We start from the raw sequence: 23075 nt of genomic DNA on the forward strand, positions 1-23075 counted from the left end.
CCTACCGCCCGAACCAGTGCCGCTGCATGAAATAGATCACCACCCCCGCCGACAGCGCGGCGCAGACCCCGCAGATCGCGTCGAACGCCCAGGGCTCCTGCGCATAGGGTAGGTCGGCGACGTTCATGCCGTAAAGACCGGTGATGAACGTCAACGGCAAGAATACCATCGCGGCGATCGAGATGATCAGCCCGCGCGTGTCGAGCTGTTCGGCGCGCAGATCGGTCAGCGTTTCATGGATCAGCGCCGAGCGTTCGCGGATCGATTCGAGCTCCTCGGCCATCCGCGCGGCGCGATCCGCGGCGGCGGACAGGTGCAGCCGGTCGTCGCTGGCAAGCCAGTCGCCGGGCAACGCCGCGAGCTTTTCGAGCGCCGCGCGCTGCGGGTTGAGGAAGCGCCGATAGCCGATCGCGGCGACCCGCACCTTGCTGACCGAGCGCCGCAGTTCGAACACGCGGTTGGCGTCGAGCTGTTCCTCGCAATCGTCGAGTTCGTCGCCGAGCCCTGCCACGTCGGGATCGAGGTCGGCGGTGATCGCGGTCGCGAACGCCGCGATCAGGTCGCCTGGATCGCGAATGTCGCCGTGCTCGACCATCCGGACGACCTCTTCGACCGCGATCAACGGCTTGCGCGTCACCGAATAGGCGTGGCCCCGTTCTGCCCAGATCCGCACCGAGGCGAGCACGTCCGACGTATCGAGCGTCTCGTCCGAGCGGCCGCGCAGATTGAGGAACGCGCCGTCGCCGACCGCCTCGCAGCGCGGCCGCGTCTCGGTCGCGGTCAGCGCGTCGACGACATAGTCCTGCAGCTTTGCCTCGTCACGCAGCCAGCTCTGCGCATGCTCGGCATTGGTCGACAGATGCACCCAGACGAGATCGGCATCGCAGTTCAACGCGTCGTTGACCTCGATCCGCGTCGCCTTGCCGTCGGTGATGCGAAACGCGAACCCGCTCATGCGCGCATCGCTAGGTCGGCCGACAGGCCGGGGCCGGGCTCACGCGGGGCCGCGTCGCACGCGATCCGCGCGGCGTCGGCGCGCGCGCGGTCGAGGATCGCGGGCGGAACGTCGGGGCGGTGGTAGACGCGGTCAGCCGAGGCGAGCACGCGCGCCTGGCGCAGGGTCAGGTCGTCCGGATCAGGCGATACCAGGATGACTCGCTCTAGTTCGTCACCCCGGACTTGGTCCGGGGTCCATCCCCCCCCGAGCGATAACGCCTGGGGAACGATGGATGCCGGAACAAGTCCGGCATGACGAAAGGGATCGAGGCTCCCCCCCTCCGCCAAAGCGTCCGCGATCGCCCGACGTCGCGCGCCGGCGTCGGGATAGCGTTCGCGCAACCGCCCCCGCGCGCCGTGCAGCGCCGTCGCCAGCGCCCCCAAACCCGCCGGCAGCAATGCCTCGAGCCGCTGCCGCAGCGCTGCCGCCAGCCCTGCCGACACCCCGCCCGTACCGATCGCGATCAGCACCGGCGCACGGTCGACGATCGCGGGGATGGTGAAGTCGCACAGCGCCGACCGGTCGACCGCGTTGACCAGCATCCCGCGTGCCTTCAGCCGCGCCACCGCGGCGACGGCCTCCTCCTCGTCGTCGATCGCGACGATCGCGAGCGCGGCCTGTGCGTCCTCGCCGACGATCCGGGCGCCGGCGCGCTCGAGCAACCGCCGTTTCGCATCCGCCGCCTCGCCCTCGCCGAGCAGGATCACCGGGCGGCCGGCCAGCCGCACGAACAACGGCAAGCTGTGCAGCGTCACCGCTTGAGCCATTCGGGCACGCGCTCGGCGGCGAGGATCGTCTCGGGCTGGATACGGTCGGCGACCACCGCGAACCGGTCGCCGTCGACCAGCACTTCGGGCACGAGCGCGCGGCTGTTGTAGGTCGATGCCATCGTCGCACCGTACGCGCCCGCGGTCCGGAAAATGGCGAGGTCGTCGCTGGCCATCACGTCGATGTCGCGCCCCATCGCGAAGGTATCGCCGGTCTCGCACACCGGCCCGGCGATGTTCGCGGTCATGCGATCGCCCCTGGGCTCGACCGCGACGAAGTCGTGATAGGCATCGTACATCGCCGGCCGCGCCAGATCGTTCATCGCCGCGTCGACGATGACGTATGGGTTCACGACGCCGGGCTTCACCCAGATCACCTTGGTCAGCAGCACGCCGGCATTGCCCGCGATCACGCGCCCGGGTTCGAACATCAGTTCGACATCCCAGTCCTTGGTCGCGCGCGCAACCATCGCGCCATAATCGGCCGGGCTCGGCAGCACGTCACCGGGCCGGTAGGGCACGCCGAGCCCGCCGCCGAGATCGACGCGGCTGATCACGTGCCCCGCAGCGCGGAGTTCGGCGACAAGCTGGCCGACGCGCGCATAGGCGGCTTCGAGCGGGGCGAGATCGGCCAGCTGGCTGCCGATATGGATCGCGACGCCGCGCAGGTTCAGACCCTGCTGCTGCGACAGGCGCGCGAACATCGCCGGCGCCTGATCGATCGGGACGCCGAACTTGTTCTCCTTGCGCCCGGTCGAGATCTTCGCGTGCGTGCCGGCATCGACATCGGGGTTCACGCGCAGCACGGCAGGTGCGGTCGTGCCGCGCGCGAGCGCCAGCGCGGCGAGCACCTCGCCCTCCTCTTCCAGTTCTAGATTGAACTGGCCGATCCCGGCGTCGAGCGTCGCGCCCAGCTCTTCGCGCGTCTTGCCGACGCCCGAGAAGACGATGTCGGATGCCGGTATCCCTGCGGCCAGCGCGCGCGCCATCTCGCCGCCCGAGACGACGTCCGCGCCGTAGCCCTCGTCCGCCAGCACGCGCAGCACTGCGAGGTTCGGGTTGGCCTTGATCGCATAGGCGAGATGAACTCGCCCGGCGCCCGCCAGCGCCTCGCGGAACACGCGCGCATGCCGGCGGAAGGTCGCGGTGGAATAGACGTAGACCGGCGTCCCAACCGCGTCGGCGATCGCGGGCAGCGGCACGTCCTCGGCATGAAGCACGCCGTCGCGATACGCAAAATAGTCCATGTGTCGGTCTTCTGGTCTGAGAATAGGGTCAGTCGGGTGGCGGCAGATCGAATTCGTCGCTGCGACGCGGGACCGAGGATCGCAACAACTCGTCGCTGCGCTCGGGCCGCTGCTGCGTCGTCGGGGTCAGCAACTGCTTCGGCGTCGGGGTCGCCTTCGCGCCGTACGGGGCGATGGGGAGCGTCTTGCCGTCGGCGGGTTTCAGCCCGTCGGCGGCACCGCAGCCACCGAGCGCCAGCGTCGCGATCAGGATCAGCCGTTTCATGATTCGTCTCCCCGTGCGGCGCGGCCCCGTTCGATACGAATCGCGGCGCGCACATTGTCCGGCGCGGTGCCACCGAAGCTGGTCCGGCTGGCGACCGACGCGTCGACCGAGAGAACGCCGTACACGCGTTCGTCGATCCGCGCATCGATGGCTTGCAGGTCCGCGATCGGCAGCGCGTCGAGCGCGACGCCGCGGTCCTCGGCGAGCTTCACCGCGCGCCCGGTGACATGATGCGCCTCGCGGAATGGCAGGCCGGCCTCGCGCACCAGCCAGTCGGCGAGGTCGGTCGCGGTCGCGAACCCGGCTTCCGCCACGCCGCGCATCCGTTCGGTCCTGAAGGTCGCGCTCTCGACCATCCCGGTCATCGCCGCGATCGACAGCGCCAGCAGGTCGTGCGCCTCGAACACCGGCGGCTTGTCGTCCTGCATGTCCTTCGAATAGGCGAGCGGCAGGCCCTTCATCGTCACCATCAGCGCGGTCAGGCAGCCCATGATCCGCCCGCTATGCCCGCGCACCAGCTCGGCGGCGTCGGGGTTGCGCTTCTGCGGCATGATCGAGCTGCCGGTCGACCATTGGTCGCTGAGCGCGACGAAGCCGAACGGCTGCGACGCCCACAGCACGAATTCCTCGGCGAGCCGCGACAGGTGCAGCGAACATTGCGTTGCGGCGGTCAGGAACTCGATCGCGAAGTCGCGGTCGCTGACGCCGTCGAGCGAATTGGTCATCGGGCCGTCGAAGCCGAGCGCCTTCGCGGTCATCTCGCGGTCGATCGGGAAGCCGGTGCCGGCGAGCGCCGCCGACCCCAAGGGCGAGCGGTTCATGCGGGCGCGGGCGTCGGCGAAGCGGCCGACATCGCGCGCGATCATCGCGTGATACGCCATCAGGTGATGGCCGAGCGTCACCGGCTGCGCGGATTGCAGATGCGTGAAGCCGGGCATCACGCTCGCGGCGTGCTCGTCCGCGCGCGTCAGCAACGCGCGCTGGAAGCCCCCCAGCGCGGCAAGGATTTCGTCGATCGCGTCGCGCACCCAGAGCCTGAAATCGGTCGCGACCTGGTCGTTGCGCGAACGCGCGGTGTGCAGCCGCCCGGCGACCGGACCGATCACCTCGGCCAGCCGCGCCTCGGTCTGCATGTGGATGTCTTCGAGGACCATGTCCTCGGCGACGCCGTTCGCTTCGTAATGCGCGGCGACCCGGTCGAGCCCGGCGGCAATCGTGGCGGCGTCCTCCGCCGAGACGATCCCCTGCTTGCCGAGCATTGCGACATGCGCCTTGGACCCGGCGATATCCTGCCGCCACAGCCGCTTGTCGAAGGGGATCGACGCGTTTATCTCGCGCATGACCGCGGCCGGCCCTTCGGCGAAGCGCCCACCCCACATCGCATTGGACCCGTCCATGTCATCGCGTATGCTGATCGTCTGTCTCCTGGGCCTGGCGCTCGCGGGTTGCGATAGGAAATCGCCGCCCCCCGAGCAAGCCAACGTCGCTGCCGCCGACGAAGTCGCACCCGCCCCCGATGAAGTCACCGCCGGCCCGGCCGCCCCCGTCGACAAGCTCGACCGCAGCCACAAGGGTGAAACCGGCCCGACGGTCGCGTTCACCGCGCCCGACGGCACGCCCGTGACGCTCGCCAGCTTCAAGGGCAAGCCGCTGCTGCTCAACCTGTGGGCGACATGGTGCGCGCCGTGCGTGGCCGAGATGCCCACGCTCGACGCCGCAGCGGGAACCCTCGCGCCGAAGGTCCAGGTGATCGCAGTGAGTCAGGATTTGCAAGGCGCCGAAAAGGTCGCGCCGTTCTTCGCGGCGAAGACATTCGCGAACCTGAAGCCGTATCTCGACCCTAAAATGGGGCTGAGCCTTGCCTACCAAGCGAATCTGCCGACGACGATCCTGTATGATTCGGCGGGCAAGGAAGTGTGGCGGATGACCGGCGGCTATGAGTGGAACACGCCGGCCGCGGCCAAACTGATCGCCGAAGCGTCTTAGGACGTCCCGTGTGATGCGGTCAGGAATGCGGGAAGCGCCCTGCCCGCTCTGCACGGGGGGGTGCGGCAGAGCAGGGCGCCGAACCAGGACTTCTTGGGAGGGGTCCGGCTCTGAACCCTAGATGGTATCCCCGTCCTGTTTTGCAACCCTGTTGTGTCGACCCGCCTTGGTGACGAGCCAAATTTTAGTGGCGGGCCGACACGCGGCCTTTAGCGCGCAATTTTGGATTGCGCGCCCCAACTCCATCGAAAGCGGTTGGAATTTTATGACCACGACCCAGCAACCGGGTGGGCGCGGCAGTCCGCTGTCCACCGGACTGACCTTTGCGATGGCGATCGCCACGGGCGTCGCGGTGGCGAACATCTATTACAACCAGCCGATGCTCGGGGTGATCGAGCGCGACCTGCCGGGGCGGCTGTCGGGCCTTATCCCGACCGCGACGCAGCTCGGCTACGCCGCGGGGCTGTTCTTCCTGGTGCCGCTGGGCGATCTGGTCGAGCGCAAGCGGCTGATCGTCGTCCAGTTCGCGCTGTTGGCGGTCGCGCTGGTGCTGGCCGCGATCGCGCCGACCGCGGGGTTGCTGGTGGCGGCGTCGCTGCTGGTCGGCGTCGCCGCGACTGTCGCGCAGCAGATCGTGCCGTTCGCCGCGCACCTCGCCGCGCCCGAACGCCGCGGCGCGACGGTGGGAATCGTGATGGCCGGGCTGTTGTGCGGCATCCTGCTCAGCCGCATGCTGGCCGGCGTCGTCGCGACTCATGCGGGCTGGCGCGACATGTTCTGGCTCGGCGTCCCGATGGCGCTGGGTGTCGGCGGCTGGATGGCGATCCGCCTGCCGCGCAGCCAGCCGGCGACCGATCTCTCCTATGGCGGGCTGTTGCGATCGCTGATCGGCCTGTGGCGCGAGTTCGCCGCGCTTCGGCGCGCGACGATTACGCAGGCGCTGCTGTTCGCGGCGTTCACGACGTTCTGGACGATCCTGGCGTTCCACCTGCAGGAGCCGCGCTTCGCGCTGGGGGCGGACGTCGCGGGCGCGTTCGGGATCGTCGGCGCGGTCGGCATCCTCGCGGCACCGATCGCAGGGCGCTATGCCGACCGGCGCGGACCGCGCGCGGTGATCGTGCTGGGGGCGGCGATGACGTTGATCGCGTGGATCGTGTTCGGCGTCTGGACCTCCATCGCGGGGCTGGTGGTCGGTGTGATCGTGCTCGACTTCGCGGTGCAGAGCGCGCTCGTGTCGAACCAGCACATCGTCTACGCGCTGCGGCCCGAAGCGCGGGCGCGGCTTAACACGATCTTCATGGGTGGCATGTTCCTCGGCGGTGCCGCGGGATCGGCCTGTGCGATGCAGGCCTGGGGACTCGCCGGGTGGCCGGGCGTGGCAGCACTAGGCGCGGGCCTGTCCTTAACGGCCGCAGGGATCCAGGTCGTCAGCATCATGCGACACGGCCGCTAAACCGTGTCGCACGCAAGCATGCCCGATTAGGCGGGCCGCTCAGACGTCGAGATTGGCGACGTTGAGCGCATTGTCCTGGATGAACTCGCGGCGCGGTTCGACGACTTCGCCCATCAGCTGGGTGAAGATCTCGTTGGCGCCCTCGGCGTTCACCGCGGTGACGCGCAGCATCGAGCGGACATTGGGGTCGAGCGTGGTTTCCCAGAGTTGTTCGGCGTTCATCTCGCCCAGCCCCTTGTAGCGCTGGATCGCGAGCCCCTTGCGGCCCGCCGCCAGGATCGCATCGAGCAGATGGCTCGGCCGCGAGACCTGGGTCGACCCGCGCGCCGCCGTCGCCGTCGTCACCGTGCCGGGCACGCCCTGTTCGGCGGTCTCGCCCTCGGCTTCGCTAGCGTCGGGCGCTTCGGTCGTGTCTTCGACGACCTGCACCTTGCCGGCAGGGACGAGGTTGGCGGTGCGCCCGAAGCTCTCGGCCTGTTCGGCGGACAGCGCGTGCAGTTTGCGCGCCTCGGCGGAGACGAGGAAGCTCGCCTCGACGATGTGGTGATCGGTCACGCCGCGCCATGCGCGCTCGAAATGGATGCCGCCATCCTCGGTCAGTCGCGCGGTCCAGCGCGCGTCGCCGTCATCGGCTTCGAGCCGGCGCGTTACCGTCTCGAGGCTCGCGGTGCGCGCATCGCGCGACGCTTCGGGATCGAACATCCCGCCCAGTGCCAGCGCCTCGATGATCCCGGCGTCGTAGCGCTTGGGGACGTAGCGCATCAGCGTGCGCATCCGCCGCGCGTGATCGACCAGCTCGCGCAGATCGCCGCCGGAACGCGCGCCGCCCGGCCCTTCGAGCACCATCGCCGCGACGCCAGCCTCGACCAGATAGTCGTCGAGCGCAGCGTCGTCCTTCAGATAGACTTCGGAACGCCCCTTGGTCGCTTTGTAGAGCGGCGGCTGGGCGATGTAGAGATAGCCGCCCTCGATGATCTTGGGCATGTGGCGATAGAACAACGTCAGCAGCAGCGTGCGGATATGCGCGCCATCGACGTCGGCGTCGGTCATGATGACGATCTTGTGGTAGCGCAGCTTGTCCGCGTTGAAGTCGTCGCGAATTCCGGTGCCCATCGCGGTGATCAGCGTGCCGATCTCGCGGCTCGACAACATCCGGTCCTCGCGCGCGCGCTCGGTGTTCAGGATCTTCCCGCGCAACGGAAGGATCGCCTGGAAATGGCGATCGCGGCCCTGCTTGGCCGAGCCGCCGGCCGAGTCACCCTCGACCAGGAACAACTCCGACTTGGCGGGATCGCGCTCCTGGCAGTCGGCGAGCTTGCCGGGCAGGCTGGCGATGTCCATCACGCCCTTGCGCCGCGTCAGTTCGCGCGCGCGCTTGGCAGCTTCGCGCGCGGCGGCGGCGTCGATGATCTTGGCGACGATCGCCTTGCCGTGCGCCGGGTTCTCCTCGAGCCACTCGGCCATCTTGTCGGCCATCAGGCTTTCGAGCGGCTGGCGGACTTCCGAGCTGACCAGCTTGTCCTTGGTCTGCGACGAGAATTTCGGATCGGGCAGCTTGACCGAGACGATCGCGGTCAGGCCTTCGCGCATGTCCTCGCCGGTCAGCTGGACCTTTTCCTTCTTCAACATGCCACTCTTCTCGGCATAGTTGTTGAGCGTGCGCGTCAGCGCGGCGCGGAACGCGGCCATGTGCGTGCCGCCGTCGCGCTGCGGGATGTTGTTGGTGAAGGCGAGGACGTTCTCGTAGTAACTGTCGTTCCACTGCAGCGCGACGTCCATCGTGACGTCGTCGCGCGTGCCGCTGATCGCGACCGGCTCGGGCATCAACGGCACTTTCGCGCGATCGAGATACTTCACGAACGCAGCGATGCCGCCCTCGTAATAGAGCTCGACGGTCTTACGCTCTTCATGGCGCGCGTCGCTGAGGAACAGGCGCACGCCCGAATTGAGGAACGCCAGTTCACGGTAGCGATGCTCGAGCTTGTCGAAATCGAAATCGGTGATCTTGAAGGTGGCGGGCGACGGGAAGAAGGTGACGCGCGTGCCCTTCTGCCCCTCGGCGGCGTCGCCGACGACCTTCAGCGGCAGCACCGCGTCGCCGAACGCGAAGCGCATGTAGTGCTCCTTGCCGTCGCGCCAGATCGTCAGGTCGAGCCATTCGCTGAGCGCGTTGACGACCGAGACGCCGACGCCGTGCAGGCCGCCCGAAACCTTGTAGGCATTCTCGTCCGAGGTGTTCTCGAACTTACCGCCGGCGTGGAGCTGGGTCATGATGACCTCGGCTGCCGACACGCCTTCCTCGGTATGGATCCCGGTCGGGATGCCGCGACCGTTGTCGGTCACGCTGACCGATCCGTCGGCATTCAGGACGATGTCGATCCGGTCGCAATGCCCGGCGAGCGCCTCGTCGATCGCGTTGTCGCTGACCTCGAACACCATGTGATGCAGGCCCGAGCCATCGTCGGTGTCGCCGATATACATGCCGGGACGCTTGCGGACCGCGTCGAGGCCCTTGAGTACCTTGATCGAGTCCGCGCCGTAATCGCCCTGATTGGGGAGGTTGGGATTGTTGCTTTCGGGGGTGGTTGCCATGCCGAGTATATAGGCATGCAAGGCCCGAAACGGAAGCGAAATGGCCCCCGCCAGCGACTCCCCGTCAGCCCTTGGCGGGACCGTGCTGCAACTGCCATGCGATGCTGCCCCACAGGCTGCGTGTATGCAGCACGACCGCGTCGCGCGCCGCGCGCGCCTGGGGCGTGGAGGCGTCGAGCTGGTCGAGGCTCGCAACGTTCGCCTCGCCGAGCCGCTCGGCCTGCTGCACCGCATTCGGATCGCTCGCTAGTACGGACAGCCAGACGCCCTCGACGGCAAGGCGCAGGGCTACGATCTGGGCTTGAAGGTCGGCGGTGTCGTCCATGCTCTGGCTTTCCTGTGATGTCGGCTGGCACTCGCCACCACGCCCTTCGCTGTCAAGCCGGCCGACGCGGACGCCGGCCGGCCTGCAGTCAGCTAGAACACTTAGCGCGCAAACGAATCCGCGCGCTGGCCGAGCAACGTCACCTCGACGCGGCGATTGAGCCGCATACCGGCAGTCGTCGCGTTGGTGGCAACCGGATCGGCTTCGCCGTGACCGACGACCGTGAAGCGCGCGCGGACCACGTCCATGTCGTCGAACGCCTGGCGGACGCTGGCGGCGCGGCGTTCGGACAGGTCCTGGTTGTGCGCGTCGGACCCACGCGAATCGGTAAAGCCGTCGATCGCGACGCGGACGCCGGGATTACCGCGCAGATACGCCGCGAGCGGACGCAGCTTTTCGATCGCACCGGGGCGCAGGACCGCGCTGTCAGTCTGGAACAGCACGTCCTCCGACAGCGTCAGTGTCGCGCCGCGCGGGGTCTGGCGGAAGCCATAGTCGCGCATCGCGCCGCGGTCCCAGGTCGTGGTTTCGGTGACGATCGTGTCGCCGCTGCGTGGACCGCCGCTGCGTCCCTGATCGCGCCCGCGAGCATAGCCGTCCCAGTCGAACCGGTCACGGCGCGGGCCGGCGAGCCGTGCGAATTCGCGGTTGGCGTCGCGCGCCTCCTGCGGGCTGATCCGGCCATCGCCGTTCGCGTCGAAATTGGGCATGACGAACGCGCGGCCGCGCGGGGTATTGCGCAGTTCGGGGAACAGGACCGGTACGCCGGCACCGGCGAGCCGATAGCCCGGCCGTGCCCAGGGCGGATTGCCCATGTCGTAGCGCGCCTGTGCGAACACCGGCGTTGCGCCGGCCGCGAGCATTGCGACCCCAAGAGCTGCGCGTGCGATGAAATTGGTCATAGTCGTCTCCATGGCCCCCGCCATGTCCAGACGGCTAAGACCCGGCGCTTGAACGCGCGGTGAGCCGCGTCGACAGCCGCCGTTCAGACCGCGATCCGCGTCGCGCCCGCCCCGACCTCGGCGAACAGCGCGTCCTCGGTCCCGGTCATCCACACCTGACCGCGGCCGCGGAGCTGGTCGAACAGCGCGGCGCGACGCACGGGATCGAGATGCGCGGCGACCTCGTCGAGCAGCAGCACCGGCGGCCGCCCAGTCCGCGCTGCGACCAGATCGACATGCGCGAGGACGATCCCCAGCAGCAGCGCCTTTTGCTCGCCGGTCGAGGCGAGCCCCGCTGCCTGATCCTTGTCGCGGTGCGTGACGACCAGGTCCGCACGGTGAGGTCCGACGAGGGTCCGCCCCGCCGCCGCATCGCGCGCGCGCGCCTGACGCAGCGCAGCGCGCAGTTGCGGCGCGTCGCCGCGCCACCCGTCGAGCGCCAGCGCGGCGCGCGGGAACACCCCCGCCGCCTGTCCGCCCAGCGCCTCGGCCAGCAGCGCCACCGTCTCGCGCCGCGCGGCGTCGATCGCGGCACCATGCTCAGCCATCTGCGCCTCCAGCGCGGTCAGCCATTCGCTGTCGCCCTCCTCGGCGAGCACGCGATTGCGCGCGCGCATCGCCGCGTCGTAGCGCGTCGCATGCGTCGCGTGCGCGCTCGACAGCGCCAGCGTCAGCCGGTCGAGGAAGCGGCGTCGCTCGCCCGCGGGTTCGACGAACAGCCGGTCCATCGCCGGGGTCAGCCACAGCACGGTCAGCCATTCGACGAACGCGTTGGCGCTGGTCGTAGCACCCTGGATCCGCACCAGCCGTCGTTCGGGCGCGCTCGCCTGCGTCCCCGTCGCCAGTGCGACGTTCGCCTCCAGTGGCGGCTGCATGTCGGCGGCGACCCCGAACCCGCCGGGACCGCCCTGCCGCGCCATGTCCGACAGCGCAGCCCGGCGCAGGCCCCGGCCGGGCGCGAGCAGCGAGACCGCTTCGAGGATGTTGGTCTTGCCCGCGCCATTCTCGCCGGTCAGCACGACGAAGCCGTCGCCGACCGGCAGCGTCAGATCGGCATGGTTGCGGAAATCGGTGAGGACGAGGCGCGACAGCATCACCTCTGCCTTAGCCGCGGGGGCGGGCCCCGCCCACCCCCGTGTCAGGCGGCGAGCTGCGCCGCCTTCTGCGTGCTGAGATAAGAGGCCAGCTCGGCGCCCAGCTCGCGTTGGGCGCGCAGGTAGACGACCGGCTCGCGGATGCCGAGCCGCGCGCGGGCGGCGTCGAGCGGCTCGGCAAGCAGCTGCAGATAGTCCTCGCCAGCGATCCATTTGGCGCGACGGCCGTTGCGATAGCCTTCCCATACCGCGCGCGCGAACAGCGTGCCTTTGGTGACTTTTAGGCTCTTCAGCGCCGCGGCGCCACCGATGACCGCCCAACCGAGCCCGCCAACCTGCGCATAGCTGAACGCGACTAGCGCCGCTTCGCCCAGGCTCTCGTCGGCCTTGTACCCGGTCAGCACGTGCCAGATGTCGTGGCAGTCGCGCACCCGGCGACCGAACCAAGCATAGGGGTGCGCCATGTCGTCGAGCATCGGCGCGACCTTGCTGACCTCGACTAGCCCGTCGGCGGAATACCCCGTGCTTTCCAGAAACTGCCGATAGGCCGCGCCGACCGTACCCGGCTTGAACGCCGCAACGAACGCCGGGTCGGCGAAACGCGTCGCGAGTTCCACCCGCTCATACGCGATCCGCCCGCCCTGCTCGGTGGCAATCAGCCGCGCATAGTTGATCGCCGAATTGCCAACGTTCAACGCCCGCATGATGCGAAACACCTGCGTCGTATCGTCGCCATTGGCGAGCAGTTTGCCGATCGCATCGATCGCCGTCCGCCATTCGCGGCGGCCGGACGTGCCCGGAAACGGAGGAAGCTTCGCCATCGGTTCGAACCTTCACTGACGGTTGTGTCGAAAAACGCGCTCGGGATTGGGATCACGCTAGAAAAGGCGATCCCACCACACCGAGGATCGCGGCATTTACACCCGCATCGGCATCAGCACGTACAGCGCGGGCGACTTGTCGTTCTCGCGGATCAGCGTCGGGGCGGCGGCGTCGGCGAGGTGGACTTCGACCAGGTCACCGTCGACCTGCGCCAGGATGTCCATCAGATAGCGGCTGTTGAAGCCGATCTCGAACGGGAGGGCGACATATTCGCCCGGCACTTCCTCGGCGGCGGTGCCGTTCTCGGGACTCGTCACCGATAGCGTGATCTTATCGCGGTCGAGCGCCATCTTCACCGCGCGGGTCTTCTCGGTGGCGATCGTCGAGACGCGGTCGACGCCTTCCATAAAGCTCTTCGGGTCGATCTTCAGGATCTTGTCGTTGCCGGTGGGGATGACGCGGCTGTAATCGGGGAAGGTGCCGTCGATCAGCTTCGAGGTCAGGATCGCGCTGCCCAGATCGAAGCGGATCTTGGTCGGCGACAGCGACACGCCGACCGAACCGTCGACCTCGTCGAGCAGCTTCCGCAGCTCGCCGATGCATTTGCGCGGCACGATCACGTCGGGCATCGATTCGGCGCCCTCGGGCCGCGGCAGCGTCACGCGCGCGAGGCGGTGGCCGTCGGTCGCGGCGGCCTTCAGCACCGGATTGGGACCGTCGCCGTCCGCCACGTGCAGGAAGATGCCATTCAGATAATAGCGCGTTTCCTCGGTCGAGATCGCGAAGCGCGTCTTGTCGATGATCTGCTTGAGCGTCTCGGCGGGCAGCTCGAACTGCGTCGGCAATTCGCCCTCGGCGATCACCGGGAAATCGTCGCGCGGCAGCGTGCCGAGCGAGAAGCGGGCGCGGCCCGCGACGATCGTCATGCGACCCTCGGCGGCCGCCAACTGGACCTGGCTACCCTCGGGCAGCTTGCGGGCGATATCGAACAGCGTGTGCGCCGACACCGTCGTCGCGCCGGGCTGATCAACCGCGGCCGCGACCGATTCGTTGATCTGCAGATCGAGGTCGGTCGCCATCAGCTTCAGCGCGCCCTCGGCGGTCGCTTCGAGCAAGACGTTGGAAAGGATGGGAATAGTGTTGCGCCGTTCCACCACGGACTGGACGTGGCTCAGCCCCTTGAGGAGCGTTGCGCGTTCGATCGTCGCCTTCATGCATATTCCCCCGGCCACCGCAGCCGGATTCGGGCTGGGGGCAATCCGCGTACAGCCTACCCAACAACAAAGGGCCGGGGCAAGCGCCCCGACCCTTCGCGTGTCACGGTAAATGCGTGGTTAACGCCCGAATCAGTGGGCGATCAGAAGCGGAAGCCGTAGCTGGCGACGACCTGATGGCGATCGGTGTCGACGTCGAACCGGCCGCTGGTGCCGCCGGTCGCATAGTCGATGTTGCTGCGCTCGTACTTCGAATAGCGATATTCGAGCTTGGCGTAGCTGTTCGGACCGACCGCATGCTCGGCACCCGCGCCGACGCGCCAGCCGTCGAGATTGAACTTGGTATCGGTGGTCTGGCTGGTGCTGCCGGCGAGCACGTTCAGCTTGGCGTTGGTGTAGCCGCCCTTGACGTACAGCATCGTCGCGGGTGCGACGATGTAGCCGGCGCGCGCGCCGACATAGATGTCGCGGCCCTGCTTGACGCGGCCGAAGCCGAAATCGCTGGTGTAATCGTTGCGGTCGCTCTTCGCGGTCGAGCCGGTCAGTTCGGCCTCGGCGCCGAGCACGACGTTGCTCGAGGTCGCGATGTCGTAGCCGATGCCGCCGCCATAGAGCAGGCCGTCGATCTTCTGATATGAACCAGTTCGATCGGCGTTGCATGAACCCCAGATAAACACGCAAATCCGTTGCTTTTGCGCCACAGGGGGTTGAAACGACGCGGCATGATGCCAACCCGCAGATCCGGTCGAGACTTCGTCGCGCGGCATGGCGAAACGGTGTTCAACGCCGCCGGCAGGCTGCAGGGCGACGCCGCCCATACCCCGCTGACGCGCGCCGGATTCGCGCAGGCCGACGAGATGGGACGCGCGCTGCGCGCCTTGCTGGGCGCGCAACCCAGGCTGACGTTATGGGCGTCGCCGACGGGTCGCGCGCTGCAGACGCTGGCGGTGATCGCCGAACATCTGGCGCTTGACTGGCACGCAGCGCATACCGATCCGCGCCTGGTCGAGATCGACATGGGGTCGTGGGGCGGTCGCTATTATGCCGATGTGATCGGCGCGTTCGGGCCCGTCATGCTGCCGGACGGATCGCTACGCTGCGCGCCCGACGGCGAGACCTATCCGGCGATCGCCGCGCGGGTCGGCGGCTGGCTCGCCGATACCGCCGACGACCCGGGCGACCGGTTGGTCATCATGCACGGCATATCCAGCCGCGTGATGCGCGGGGTGATGACCGGACTGCCCGACGCCGCCGACCGGCACGCGCCCGTCGCACCGGGACTTCCGCAGGGATCCGTGGCGCTCATCCAGACCGGGCGCGAGAGCATCGTGCATCTGGGCACGGGGCATGGACCGGCATGATGCGCCGAGCGCTGCTGCTGATGCTCGCAATTGCCGCGCCTGCCACCGCGCGCGAGCAGATCGGCATCTACAAGCGCTGGGGTGCGTTCCGCGACGCCACGCCGGCACGCTGCTTCGCGATCGCGCGGCCGCTGATGGCGGGCGGACGACCGACCGGGTTCGCGAGCATCGCCAACTGGCCGGGGCGTGGCCTGCGCGGATCGCTGCACGTGCGGCTGAGCCGCGAACGCGATCGCTCGGCGGGCGTCACGCTGACGATCGGCGAACGCCGCTTCGTGCTCGCCGCGAACGGGCTCGACGCGTGGGCGACCGACGGCCCGAGCGACCGCGCGATCGTCGCCGCGCTCCGCTCCGCGCGCAGCATGAGCGTCGAGGCGGTCGGCGTCGGCGGGCGCCCGTTCGCCGACGTCTATGCACTCGCCGGTGCGGCGACCGCGATCGATGCGGCGATGCTGGCGTGTTCCGGCGGAAACGGATAGTTCGTCATGCCGGACGTGTTCCGGCATCCACCGCTCGGCACATCGAAACTATTAGGTTTGCGGCCCGGTGGACCCCGGAACAAGTCCGGGGTGACGGAGGGTGCGTCCATTCAGGGCAAGCAATCCGACCCCAGTAGAAAAATCACCGGAAATCCCCTATGTGCCCCCGATGCAGACCGCCGCCAACCTGATGCCCATTCCCGGGCACATCGACCCCGTGCCCGTTCCCCGCAGCTTCGTGCCGCGCAGCGATGGGCGGATCGACCTGCTCGGGCTGTCGCTCGCCGATCTGCGGATGGCGCTGGAGACGTCGCAGCTGGAGGAGAAGCAGGCCAAGCTGCGCGCGAAACAGCTGTGGCACTGGATTTACAATCGCGGCGCGACCGAGTTTTCGGCGATGACCGATATCTCGAAGACGATGCACCCCTGGCTCGAACAGCGCTTCGTGATCAGCCGGCCGAACGTGGTCGAGGCGCAGGTGTCGACCGACGGCACGCGCAAGTGGCTGCTGCGCTCGGACGATGCGCAGGATTACGAGATGGTGTTCATCCCCGACGCGGATCGCGGCACGCTCTGCGTGTCGAGCCAGGTCGGCTGCACGCTCAACTGCACCTTCTGCCACACCGGCACGATGCGGCTGGTGCGCAACCTGACGCCCGCGGAAATCGTCGGCCAGGTGATGCTCGCGCGCGATTCGCTGGGCGAATGGCCGAGCCAGCCCGAGGGGCGCATGCTCACCAACATCGTGATGATGGGCATGGGCGAGCCGCTGTATAATTTCGAGAATGTCCGCGATGCACTGAAACTGGTGATGGACGGGGCGGGCCTTGCGCTCAGCCGCCGCCGGATCACGCTGTCGACGAGCGGCGTGGTGCCGATGATGGCACGCGCGGGCGCGGAAATCGGCGTGAACCTGGCGGTGTCGCTGCATGCGGTGACCAAGGAGGTGCGCGACGAGCTGGTGCCGCTGAACCGCAAATACGGCATCGAGGAATTGCTGCAGGCGTGCGCGGACTATCCTGGCACCAACAATGCGCGGCGGATCACGTTCGAGTACGTGATGCTGAAAGACAAGAATGACTCCGACGACGACGCGCGCGAGCTCGTCCGGTTGCTGCGGAAGTACGAGCTGCCGGCCAAGGTGAACCTGATTCCCTTCAACCCGTGGCCGGGGGCCGACTACGAGTGCTCGACGCCCGAGCGAATCAAGTCCTTCTCCAGCATCGTGTTCGGTGCCGGCATCTCGGCGCCGGTGCGCACCCCGCGCGGCCGCGATATCGATGCGGCGTGCGGCCAGCTGAAGACCGCGTCCGAGAAGAAGAGCCGCGCGCAACTGGATCGCGAAGCCGCGCTTGCCTGATGCGCTGACGCTGGGATTGGCGGCGGGTGCGGGCATGCTGGGCGGGGCGATGAACGCGCTGGCCGGCGGTGGCAGCTTCGCGACCATGCCGTCGCTGATCGCGCTCGGCCTACCTTCCCCGATCGCTAACGCGACGAGCAACGTCGCGGTGCAGCCCGCGGCGATGGCGAGCGCCTGGGCGTATCGCGCGGGGCTGGAGCCGGTCGGCGGCGTCGGCATCCGGACGCTGGGGGGAATCACGTTTGTCGGCGGGCTGGCAGGCAGCCTTTTGCTGTATCTGACCCCGGCGAGCGCATTCGACGTCATTGTCCCATGGCTGTTGCTAATGGCGACTCTGGCGATCGCGTTCGGTAAGCCGGCATCGGACTGGCTGCACGCGCGCGTGGCGATCGGGAGGCGGTCGCTGGTCGCGGCGCAGGCGTTGCTGGGGATCTATGGCGGCTATTTCGGTGGCGGCGTCGGCATGATGCTGACGGCCGCCTGGGGGCTGTTGTCGGGCGCGTCGCCGGCCGAGCTCGCGGCACCGCGGACGCTGATGCTGGCGATTGCCAACGCCGCGGCGACGATCGTGTTCGTGGTGACCGGGATGGTCGCGTGGACGCTGTGCCTGCCGATGATGGCGGGGGGTGTCGTTGGCGGCTATTTCGGCGCGCGGGTCGGAAAAGTGCTGCCGGCTTGGGCGATCCGCGGGTGGACCTTGTTCGTCACTGCGGTGACCACGGCGGTATTCTTCTGGCGGGCGTACGGGTAGCGATCCTCGCGTCATCCCAGCGAAGGCTGGGATCTCCCGTTACGAAAGCGCGTCCTTGCCGCACGAGACCCCAGCCTGCGCTGGGGTGACAGAGGGGGGGCGATCACCCCGGCCGGCGCATCTGGAACAGCGCATCCTCGGTAATCGCAAAGTAATCCGCCGGCCCGCCGCCGCGCAGGATCGGTTCGGCGCGCGCGGTCTGGTAGACCCCGTCCTCCAGCATCGCCGCGTCGATATGGATCGCGACCGCCTCGCCGAGCACCAGCCACTGGTCGAGTTCGGTGCCTTCCTTGGTCTGCAGCCGGACGATCTGCGTCACCTTGCATTCGAACTGCGCGCGGCTGGCCGCGACACGGGGTGGCTTCACGTGCACCGACGGCAGCGTTGCGATCCCGGCCAAGGCGAATTCGTCGACATCGGCGGCGACGTTTGCCGCAGTGGCGTTCATCGCTTCGCCCAGATCGCGCGTGACGAGGTTCCAGACGAACTCGCCGGTCGCGGCGATGTTGGCGACGCTGTCCTTCCAACCCATCGACGAGAAGCCGATCAGCGGCGGGCGGTAATTGAACAGGTTGAAGAAGCTGTACGGCGCCAGGTTGGGCACGCCGTCCGCGGACAGCGAGCTGACCCATCCGATCGGGCGCGGCGCGACGATCGCGTTGAGGGGATCGTGCGGCAGGCGGTGGCCGCTCGCGGGGTCGTAAGAATGCCATTCGGTCATGCGCTGATCCCTGCTATGGAACGGGCCGACTGGCTAGAGCGAAGACCGAGCATGAACGATCCCGCGCCGACCCCGATCGGCCCCATCATCGTCAAGCGCCACCGCCTGGCGACGCGCGTCTGGCACTGGGTAACGGTGGTGACGATGGTCATCATGATCGGCAGCGGCATCGGTATCCTGAAGGCGCATCCGCGGCTCTATTGGGGTGCGTACGGCGCCAATTTCGACACTGCCTGGACCACGCTCGATCAATGGCCGGGCTGGGTGGTGACCCTGCTCAACCTGCTGACGATCCCGGCGAGCTACAATCTCGCGATTTCGCGGCGCTGGCATCTGCTCTTCGCGCTGGTGCTCGCCTTTGCGCTGCTGGGGTTCATGATCGTCAGCCTGATCAACCGGCATTTCCAGCGTGACCTGCGCGTCCGCGCCGCCGAACTGGCACCGCGCGAAGTCGCGCATGACGTCAAGGAGCATCTGGCCTTCCGCTTCCACGATCCCAGACGGCCGGGCGCGTACAACATCCTCCAGAAGCTCTCCTACGTCGCGACGATCTTCGTGCTGATCCCGGCAATGATCCTGACCGGGCTGACGATGTCGCCGGGCATGGATGCGGCATGGCCGTGGCTGCTGGAGCTGTTCGGCGGGCGGCAATCGGCGCGGTCGATCCACTTCATCGCCGCGACTGGACTGGTGCTGTTCATCATCATTCACCTGACGCTGGTGATCCTGGCCGGCGCGTGGAACGAGGTGCGATCGATGATCACCGGGCGCTGGACGATACCGGAGGACGCGGCATGATCCTCACCCGACGCGCACTGGTGGGCGGCGCGGCTGCCAGCGCCGGCGTGATGCTCAGCGGCTGCGACAAGATCGTCCAGCAACCGACCGCGCGAAAGATCCTGTTCCTGGGCGAGGACATGAACCGCGGTCTGCAACGCGCGCTGACGAACCGCGATGCGCTGGCGCCCGAGTTCAGCGCGAGCCAGATGTCGCCGATCTTCCGCTCGAACGGCACACGCGATCCCGGCACGCCCAGCTATACCGCGATGGTCGAGACCAATTTCGCCGACTATCGGCTGAAGGTCGGCGGGCTAGTCGATCGGCCGCTTTCAGTAACGCTGCCGCAGCTTCGCCAGATGCCGCAACGGGCGCAGATCACCCGGCACGACTGTGTCGAGGGCTGGTCGGCGATCGGCAAGTGGCAGGGGCCGAAGCTCGGCGCGCTGCTGAACGCCGCGCAGATACGCGACAGCGCGCGCTACATCGTCTTCACCTGCGCCGACCTGTATCGCGGCACGCCCTATTATGAATCGATCGACCTGGTCGACGCCTTCCACCCACAGACCATCCTCGCCTGGGCACTCAACGACCGCGTCCTCGACGTCGCGCACGGTGCCCCCGTCCGTCTGCGGGTCGAACGCCAGCTCGGCTACAAGCATGCCAAATACATCATGGCGATCGACGCGGCCGCCAGCCTCGCCGGGATCGGCAAAGGCAAGGGCGGCTATTGGGAGGATAATGTGGACTATGATTGGTATGCGGGCATTTGACCCCGCGGCCGGGGGTAGCGCAATTCCGTACCAATCGTTAGCAACCCCGCCATGGCACTCATCGATCGTTTCTTCGCCCGGTTCGTGAAACGCGGACAGATCACCGTCACCTATGCCGACGGCACCACCAAGATGTTCGGGACGCCCGACGCCACGCTGCCGAACGTCGCGGTTCGGTTCACCGACAAGGGCGTGCCGCTCGCGATCGTGCGCAACCCCGCGCTGGGTGCAGCCGAGGCGTTCATGGACGGACGCCTCGTCATCGACCAGGGCGATATCCGCGATCTCGTCCGTCTGCTCAAGGGCAACACCCCGTGGGAGAAGGGCGACGCGCTGAAGCCCTCGTTGCCGGTCAAGCTGCTCGACAAGGTCGTCCACCGCGTCGACCGCGTGAACATGGCGCGCCGCTCCAAGAAGAACGTTGCGCATCATTACGATTTGTCGGACCGGCTGTACGACCTCTTCCTCGACGCCGACCGCCAATATAGCTGCGCCTATTTCACCGATCCGGCCAACAGCCTGGAACAGGCGCAGGACGACAAGAAGGCGCATATCGCCGCCAAGCTGCTGCTCAAACCCGGCATGCGCGTGCTAGACATCGGCTGCGGCTGGGGCGGGATGGCGCTGTACCTGCACGCCAAGACCGGCGCCGAGGTGCTGGGCGTGACGCTCAGCGAGGAACAGCTGAAGGTCGCCCGCCGCCGCGCCGAAGAGGCCGGCGTCGCCGACAAGGTCAAGTTCGAGCTGATCGATTACCGCGCCGTCACCGGGCAGTTCGACCGGATCGTCTCGGTCGGGATGTTCGAGCATGTCGGCCCGGCGCATTACAAGGCGTTCTTCCGCAAGTGCCGCGAACTTCTGACCGCGGACGGCGTGATGCTGCTCCACACGATCGGGCGGATGGGCGTGCCGGGAGTCACCGACACCTTCACGACGAAATACATCTTCCCAGGCGGCTACAACCCGGCGCTGTCGGAGATCGTCCGCGGCTATGAGGGGACCAAGCTGTTCCCGACCGATATCGAGGTGCTGCGCGTCCATTACGCGATGACGATCGACCTCTGGTACGACCGCACCGTCGCCGCCAAGGACGCGATCGTCGCGCTGTACGACGAGCGGTTCTACCGGATGTGGACGTTCTACCTGGCAGGCGCGGCGGCCGCGTTCCGGACGGGCGGGATGGTCAATTACCAGGTGCAGCTGGCGAAGAGCCGGTATGCGGTGCCGTTGACGCGGGATTATATCGGCGAGGCGGAACAGGCGTTTCGCGGGTAACCCGTCACCCCGGACTTGGTCCGGGGTCCATCGTGCCGCAAACCAACTGCTCTGGATTACGCCGCACGATGAATGCCGGAACAAGTCCGGCATGACGGTGGTGGGCTTACCGCCCGCCGCCGTTCGCCGCCGCCGCGCGCTCGTCGCCGCCGATCTTGCCGTCGCCGTTCGCGTCATATTTGGCGAACGTCGCCGCGAGCAGCGCCTGTGCCTCGGTCTGCGAAACCTTGCCGTCCTTGTTGCGGTCGGCCGACCCGAACCACAGATCGGCCATGCGCTTGGCATGGACCGGGTCGACGCGGCCCTGCCCTGCCTTCATCTGACCGATCCGCGCCTGGACTTCCGCGCGGGTGAGGACGCCGTCCTTGTCGGTATCGGACGCGGCGAACTCCTTCTGGAACTTGGCCGCGGCCGACGCGCGGGTTTCCTGGGCGAGCGCGGGTGTCGCGAGGCCGGCGAGCGCGAGGATGGCGAGAGTTTGACGGAACACGGGTGTCTCCAATTGATTTGCGCGGGGCCTAGCGCGGCCGGCTTGTACGCCGGGTGAACGCGCGCGGTTGCACGAACGCCCCCCCTCGCATAGGGGCGCGGGCGTAATTCATTGCCCGAGGACTGCCCCATGAGCGATTCCATCAACCGTGTCGTGCTTGCCTATTCGGGCGGTCTGGACACCAGCGTGATCCTGAAATGGCTGCAGCAGACCTATGGCTGCGAGGTCGTGACCTTCACCGCCGATCTCGGCCAGGGCGAGGAACTCGAACCCGCGCGCGCGAAGGCCGAGATGATGGGCGTGAAGCCCGAGCACATCTTCGTCGACGACCTGCGCGAGGAATTCGTCCGCGACTACGTGTTCCCGATGATGCGCTCGAACGCGCTGTACGAGGGACTGTACCTGCTCGGCACCTCGATCGCGCGGCCGCTGATCGCCAAGCGCCAGATCGAGATCGCCAAGATGGTGGGCGCCGACGCGGTCAGCCATGGCGCGACCGGCAAGGGCAACGACCAGGTCCGGTTCGAGCTCGGCTATTATGCGCTGTCGCCCGACATCGAGGTGATCGCGCCGTGGCGCGAATGGGATTTGACCAGCCGCACCAAGCTGATCGAATTCGCCGAGCAGCACCAGATTCCGGTCAGCAAGGACAAGCGCGGCGAGGCACCGTTCTCGACCGACGCGAACCTGCTGCACACCTCGTCCGAGGGGCTGGTGCTCGAAAACCCGTGGGATGAGGTCCCCGATTACGTCTATTCGCGCACCGTGAACCCCGAGGACGCGCCGGACGCGCCCGAATATATCACGATCGATTTCGAGCGCGGCGACGGCGTTGCGATCAACGGCGAAGGGATGAGCCCGGCGACGCTGCTCGCCAAGCTCAACGACCTGGGGCGTACGCACGGCATCGGCCGCCTCGACCTCGTCGAGAACCGCTTCGTCGGGATGAAGAGCCGCGGCATGTACGAGACGCCGGGCGGCACCATCTATCACCTCGCGCATCGTGGGATCGAGCAGTTGACGCTGGACCGTGGTGCTGCGCATCTGAAGGACGAACTGGCGCCGCGCTATGCCGAGCTGCTCTACAACGGCTTCTGGTTCAGCCCGGAGCGCGAGATGCTGCAGGCGGCGATCGACCATAGCCAGGAGAAGGTGTCGGGCACCGTCCGGCTCAAGCTGTACAAGGGCGGCGTCTACGTCGTCGGCCGCAAGTCGGCCAACTCGCTCTATTCGGAAAAGGTCGTGACGTTCGAGGACGATCAGGGCGCGTACGACCAGCGCGACGCCGCCGGATTCATCAAGCTGAACGCGCTGCGCCTGCGTCTGCTAGGCCGACGCGATCAGTAATCTCGACTTGTCGCGCGGGCCCTTGTGCAGAACGCCTG

The 23075-nt window shown here is 67.7% G+C and carries 24 protein-coding genes; 10 read left to right on the forward strand and 14 right to left on the reverse strand.

The annotated features are described in order from the left end of the window. Position 1: 1 nt before the first annotated feature. Genes U1701_RS02525 through argH form a run of 5 tightly spaced genes read right to left on the reverse strand, consistent with a single transcriptional unit; the run spans position 2 to position 4655 of the window. On the reverse strand, positions 2-955 hold the full coding sequence (locus U1701_RS02525) for a CorA family divalent cation transporter (protein WP_332780955.1): 954 nt from the start codon (positions 953-955) through the stop codon (positions 2-4). Next, entirely contained in the window at positions 952-1764 is an 813-nt protein-coding gene (locus tag U1701_RS02530; RefSeq protein WP_332780956.1) for a precorrin-2 dehydrogenase/sirohydrochlorin ferrochelatase family protein, read from the reverse strand. Before U1701_RS02530 ends, U1701_RS02525 begins: the two co-directional genes overlap by 4 nt. Continuing rightward, positions 1749-3011 carry a diaminopimelate decarboxylase gene (gene lysA, locus U1701_RS02535; RefSeq protein ID WP_332780957.1) on the reverse strand — a complete coding sequence of 421 codons (1263 nt, stop codon included), beginning with the start codon at positions 3009-3011 and terminating at the stop codon, positions 1749-1751. The genes U1701_RS02530 and lysA overlap by 16 nt, the downstream gene beginning before the upstream one ends. Positions 3012-3039: 28 nt before the next feature. Continuing rightward, on the reverse strand, positions 3040-3276 hold the full coding sequence (locus U1701_RS02540; protein WP_332780958.1) for a hypothetical protein: 237 nt from the start codon (positions 3274-3276) through the stop codon (positions 3040-3042). Continuing rightward, on the reverse strand, positions 3273-4655 hold the full coding sequence (gene argH / locus U1701_RS02545) for an argininosuccinate lyase (protein ID WP_332781430.1): 1383 nt from the start codon (positions 4653-4655) through the stop codon (positions 3273-3275). The genes U1701_RS02540 and argH overlap by 4 nt, the downstream gene beginning before the upstream one ends. A 16-nt stretch (positions 4656-4671) precedes the next feature. On the opposite strand from argH, the gene U1701_RS02550 reads away from it, so the two are divergent. Both U1701_RS02550 and U1701_RS02555 read left to right on the forward strand, forming a co-directional pair. Beyond that, entirely contained in the window at positions 4672-5262 is a 591-nt protein-coding gene (locus U1701_RS02550; protein ID WP_332780959.1) for a redoxin family protein, read from the forward strand. Positions 5263-5527: 265 nt separating this feature from the next. Beyond that, positions 5528-6715, forward strand: coding sequence for an MFS transporter (locus U1701_RS02555; RefSeq protein ID WP_332780960.1), 1188 nt, complete (start codon positions 5528-5530; stop codon positions 6713-6715). A gap of 39 nt (positions 6716-6754) precedes the next feature. Here U1701_RS02555 and gyrB read toward each other — a convergent pair whose 3' ends face one another. The 7 genes from gyrB to U1701_RS02590 all read right to left on the reverse strand — a co-directional run bounded on the left by gyrB (position 6755) and on the right by U1701_RS02590 (position 14380). Next, positions 6755-9307 (reverse strand): DNA topoisomerase (ATP-hydrolyzing) subunit B, encoded by a 2553-nt coding sequence (gyrB, locus tag U1701_RS02560; RefSeq protein WP_332780961.1) that lies wholly within the window; start codon positions 9305-9307, stop codon positions 6755-6757. Positions 9308-9371: 64 nt separating this feature from the next. Further along, positions 9372-9632, reverse strand: coding sequence for a hypothetical protein (locus tag U1701_RS02565; RefSeq protein WP_332780962.1), 261 nt, complete (start codon positions 9630-9632; stop codon positions 9372-9374). A gap of 101 nt (positions 9633-9733) precedes the next feature. Beyond that, positions 9734-10534: an OmpA family protein gene (locus U1701_RS02570; RefSeq protein ID WP_332780963.1), complete on the reverse strand. Its 801-nt coding sequence runs from the start codon at positions 10532-10534 to the stop codon at positions 9734-9736. Between the two features lie 83 nt (positions 10535-10617). Then, a complete protein-coding gene (gene recF / locus U1701_RS02575; RefSeq protein WP_332780964.1) occupies positions 10618-11667 on the reverse strand; it encodes a DNA replication/repair protein RecF in 1050 nt (349 codons plus the stop codon). A 44-nt stretch (positions 11668-11711) separates the two neighbouring features. Continuing rightward, positions 11712-12488, reverse strand: a complete 777-nt coding sequence (locus tag U1701_RS02580) for a Coq4 family protein (protein WP_332780965.1) — start codon at positions 12486-12488, stop codon at positions 11712-11714. A gap of 96 nt (positions 12489-12584) precedes the next feature. Beyond that, on the reverse strand, positions 12585-13703 hold the full coding sequence (gene dnaN, locus U1701_RS02585) for a DNA polymerase III subunit beta (RefSeq protein ID WP_332780966.1): 1119 nt from the start codon (positions 13701-13703) through the stop codon (positions 12585-12587). A 143-nt stretch (positions 13704-13846) separates the two neighbouring features. Next, positions 13847-14380 (reverse strand): outer membrane protein, encoded by a 534-nt coding sequence (locus tag U1701_RS02590; RefSeq protein WP_332780967.1) that lies wholly within the window; start codon positions 14378-14380, stop codon positions 13847-13849. A 48-nt stretch (positions 14381-14428) separates the two neighbouring features. Between U1701_RS02590 and U1701_RS02595 the strand changes: the two genes are divergently transcribed. The 4 genes from U1701_RS02595 (at position 14429) to U1701_RS02610 (ending at position 17654) form a co-directional block, all read left to right on the forward strand. Next, a complete protein-coding gene (locus U1701_RS02595) occupies positions 14429-15064 on the forward strand; it encodes a histidine phosphatase family protein (RefSeq protein ID WP_332781431.1) in 636 nt (211 codons plus the stop codon). Then, positions 15061-15543 (forward strand): hypothetical protein, encoded by a 483-nt coding sequence (locus U1701_RS02600; protein ID WP_332780968.1) that lies wholly within the window; start codon positions 15061-15063, stop codon positions 15541-15543. Before U1701_RS02595 ends, U1701_RS02600 begins: the two co-directional genes overlap by 4 nt. A gap of 169 nt (positions 15544-15712) precedes the next feature. Further along, positions 15713-16903 carry a dual-specificity RNA methyltransferase RlmN gene (rlmN, locus tag U1701_RS02605; RefSeq protein ID WP_332780969.1) on the forward strand — a complete coding sequence of 397 codons (1191 nt, stop codon included), beginning with the start codon at positions 15713-15715 and terminating at the stop codon, positions 16901-16903. Continuing rightward, the gene (locus U1701_RS02610; protein WP_332780970.1) at positions 16896-17654 is read left to right on the forward strand and encodes a sulfite exporter TauE/SafE family protein; all 759 of its coding nucleotides are present in this window, start codon (positions 16896-16898) and stop codon (positions 17652-17654) included. The genes rlmN and U1701_RS02610 overlap by 8 nt, the downstream gene beginning before the upstream one ends. Before the next feature lie 103 nt (positions 17655-17757). On the opposite strand, the gene U1701_RS02615 is transcribed toward U1701_RS02610, so the two are convergent. After that, positions 17758-18375: a flavin reductase family protein gene (locus tag U1701_RS02615; protein ID WP_332780971.1), complete on the reverse strand. Its 618-nt coding sequence runs from the start codon at positions 18373-18375 to the stop codon at positions 17758-17760. A gap of 51 nt (positions 18376-18426) precedes the next feature. Between U1701_RS02615 and U1701_RS02620 the strand changes: the two genes are divergently transcribed. Genes U1701_RS02620 through U1701_RS02630 form a run of 3 tightly spaced genes read left to right on the forward strand, consistent with a single transcriptional unit; the run spans position 18427 to position 21200 of the window. After that, entirely contained in the window at positions 18427-19173 is a 747-nt protein-coding gene (locus U1701_RS02620; RefSeq protein ID WP_332780972.1) for a cytochrome b/b6 domain-containing protein, read from the forward strand. Then, on the forward strand, positions 19170-19925 hold the full coding sequence (locus U1701_RS02625; RefSeq protein ID WP_332780973.1) for a molybdopterin-dependent oxidoreductase: 756 nt from the start codon (positions 19170-19172) through the stop codon (positions 19923-19925). Before U1701_RS02620 ends, U1701_RS02625 begins: the two co-directional genes overlap by 4 nt. 51 nt (positions 19926-19976) lie before the next feature. Then, positions 19977-21200 (forward strand): class I SAM-dependent methyltransferase, encoded by a 1224-nt coding sequence (locus tag U1701_RS02630; protein ID WP_332780974.1) that lies wholly within the window; start codon positions 19977-19979, stop codon positions 21198-21200. A 106-nt stretch (positions 21201-21306) separates the two neighbouring features. Here the strand turns inward: U1701_RS02630 and U1701_RS02635 are convergent, their stop codons facing one another. Next, on the reverse strand, positions 21307-21690 hold the full coding sequence (locus tag U1701_RS02635) for an EF-hand domain-containing protein (protein WP_332780975.1): 384 nt from the start codon (positions 21688-21690) through the stop codon (positions 21307-21309). 129 nt (positions 21691-21819) lie between these two features. Between U1701_RS02635 and U1701_RS02640 the strand changes: the two genes are divergently transcribed. After that, positions 21820-23037 (forward strand): argininosuccinate synthase, encoded by a 1218-nt coding sequence (locus U1701_RS02640; protein ID WP_332780976.1) that lies wholly within the window; start codon positions 21820-21822, stop codon positions 23035-23037. Positions 23038-23075 lie beyond the last annotated feature (38 nt).

The organism is Sphingomonas rhamnosi, from assembly GCF_036663615.1.
Taxonomy (GTDB): domain Bacteria; phylum Pseudomonadota; class Alphaproteobacteria; order Sphingomonadales; family Sphingomonadaceae; genus Sphingomonas.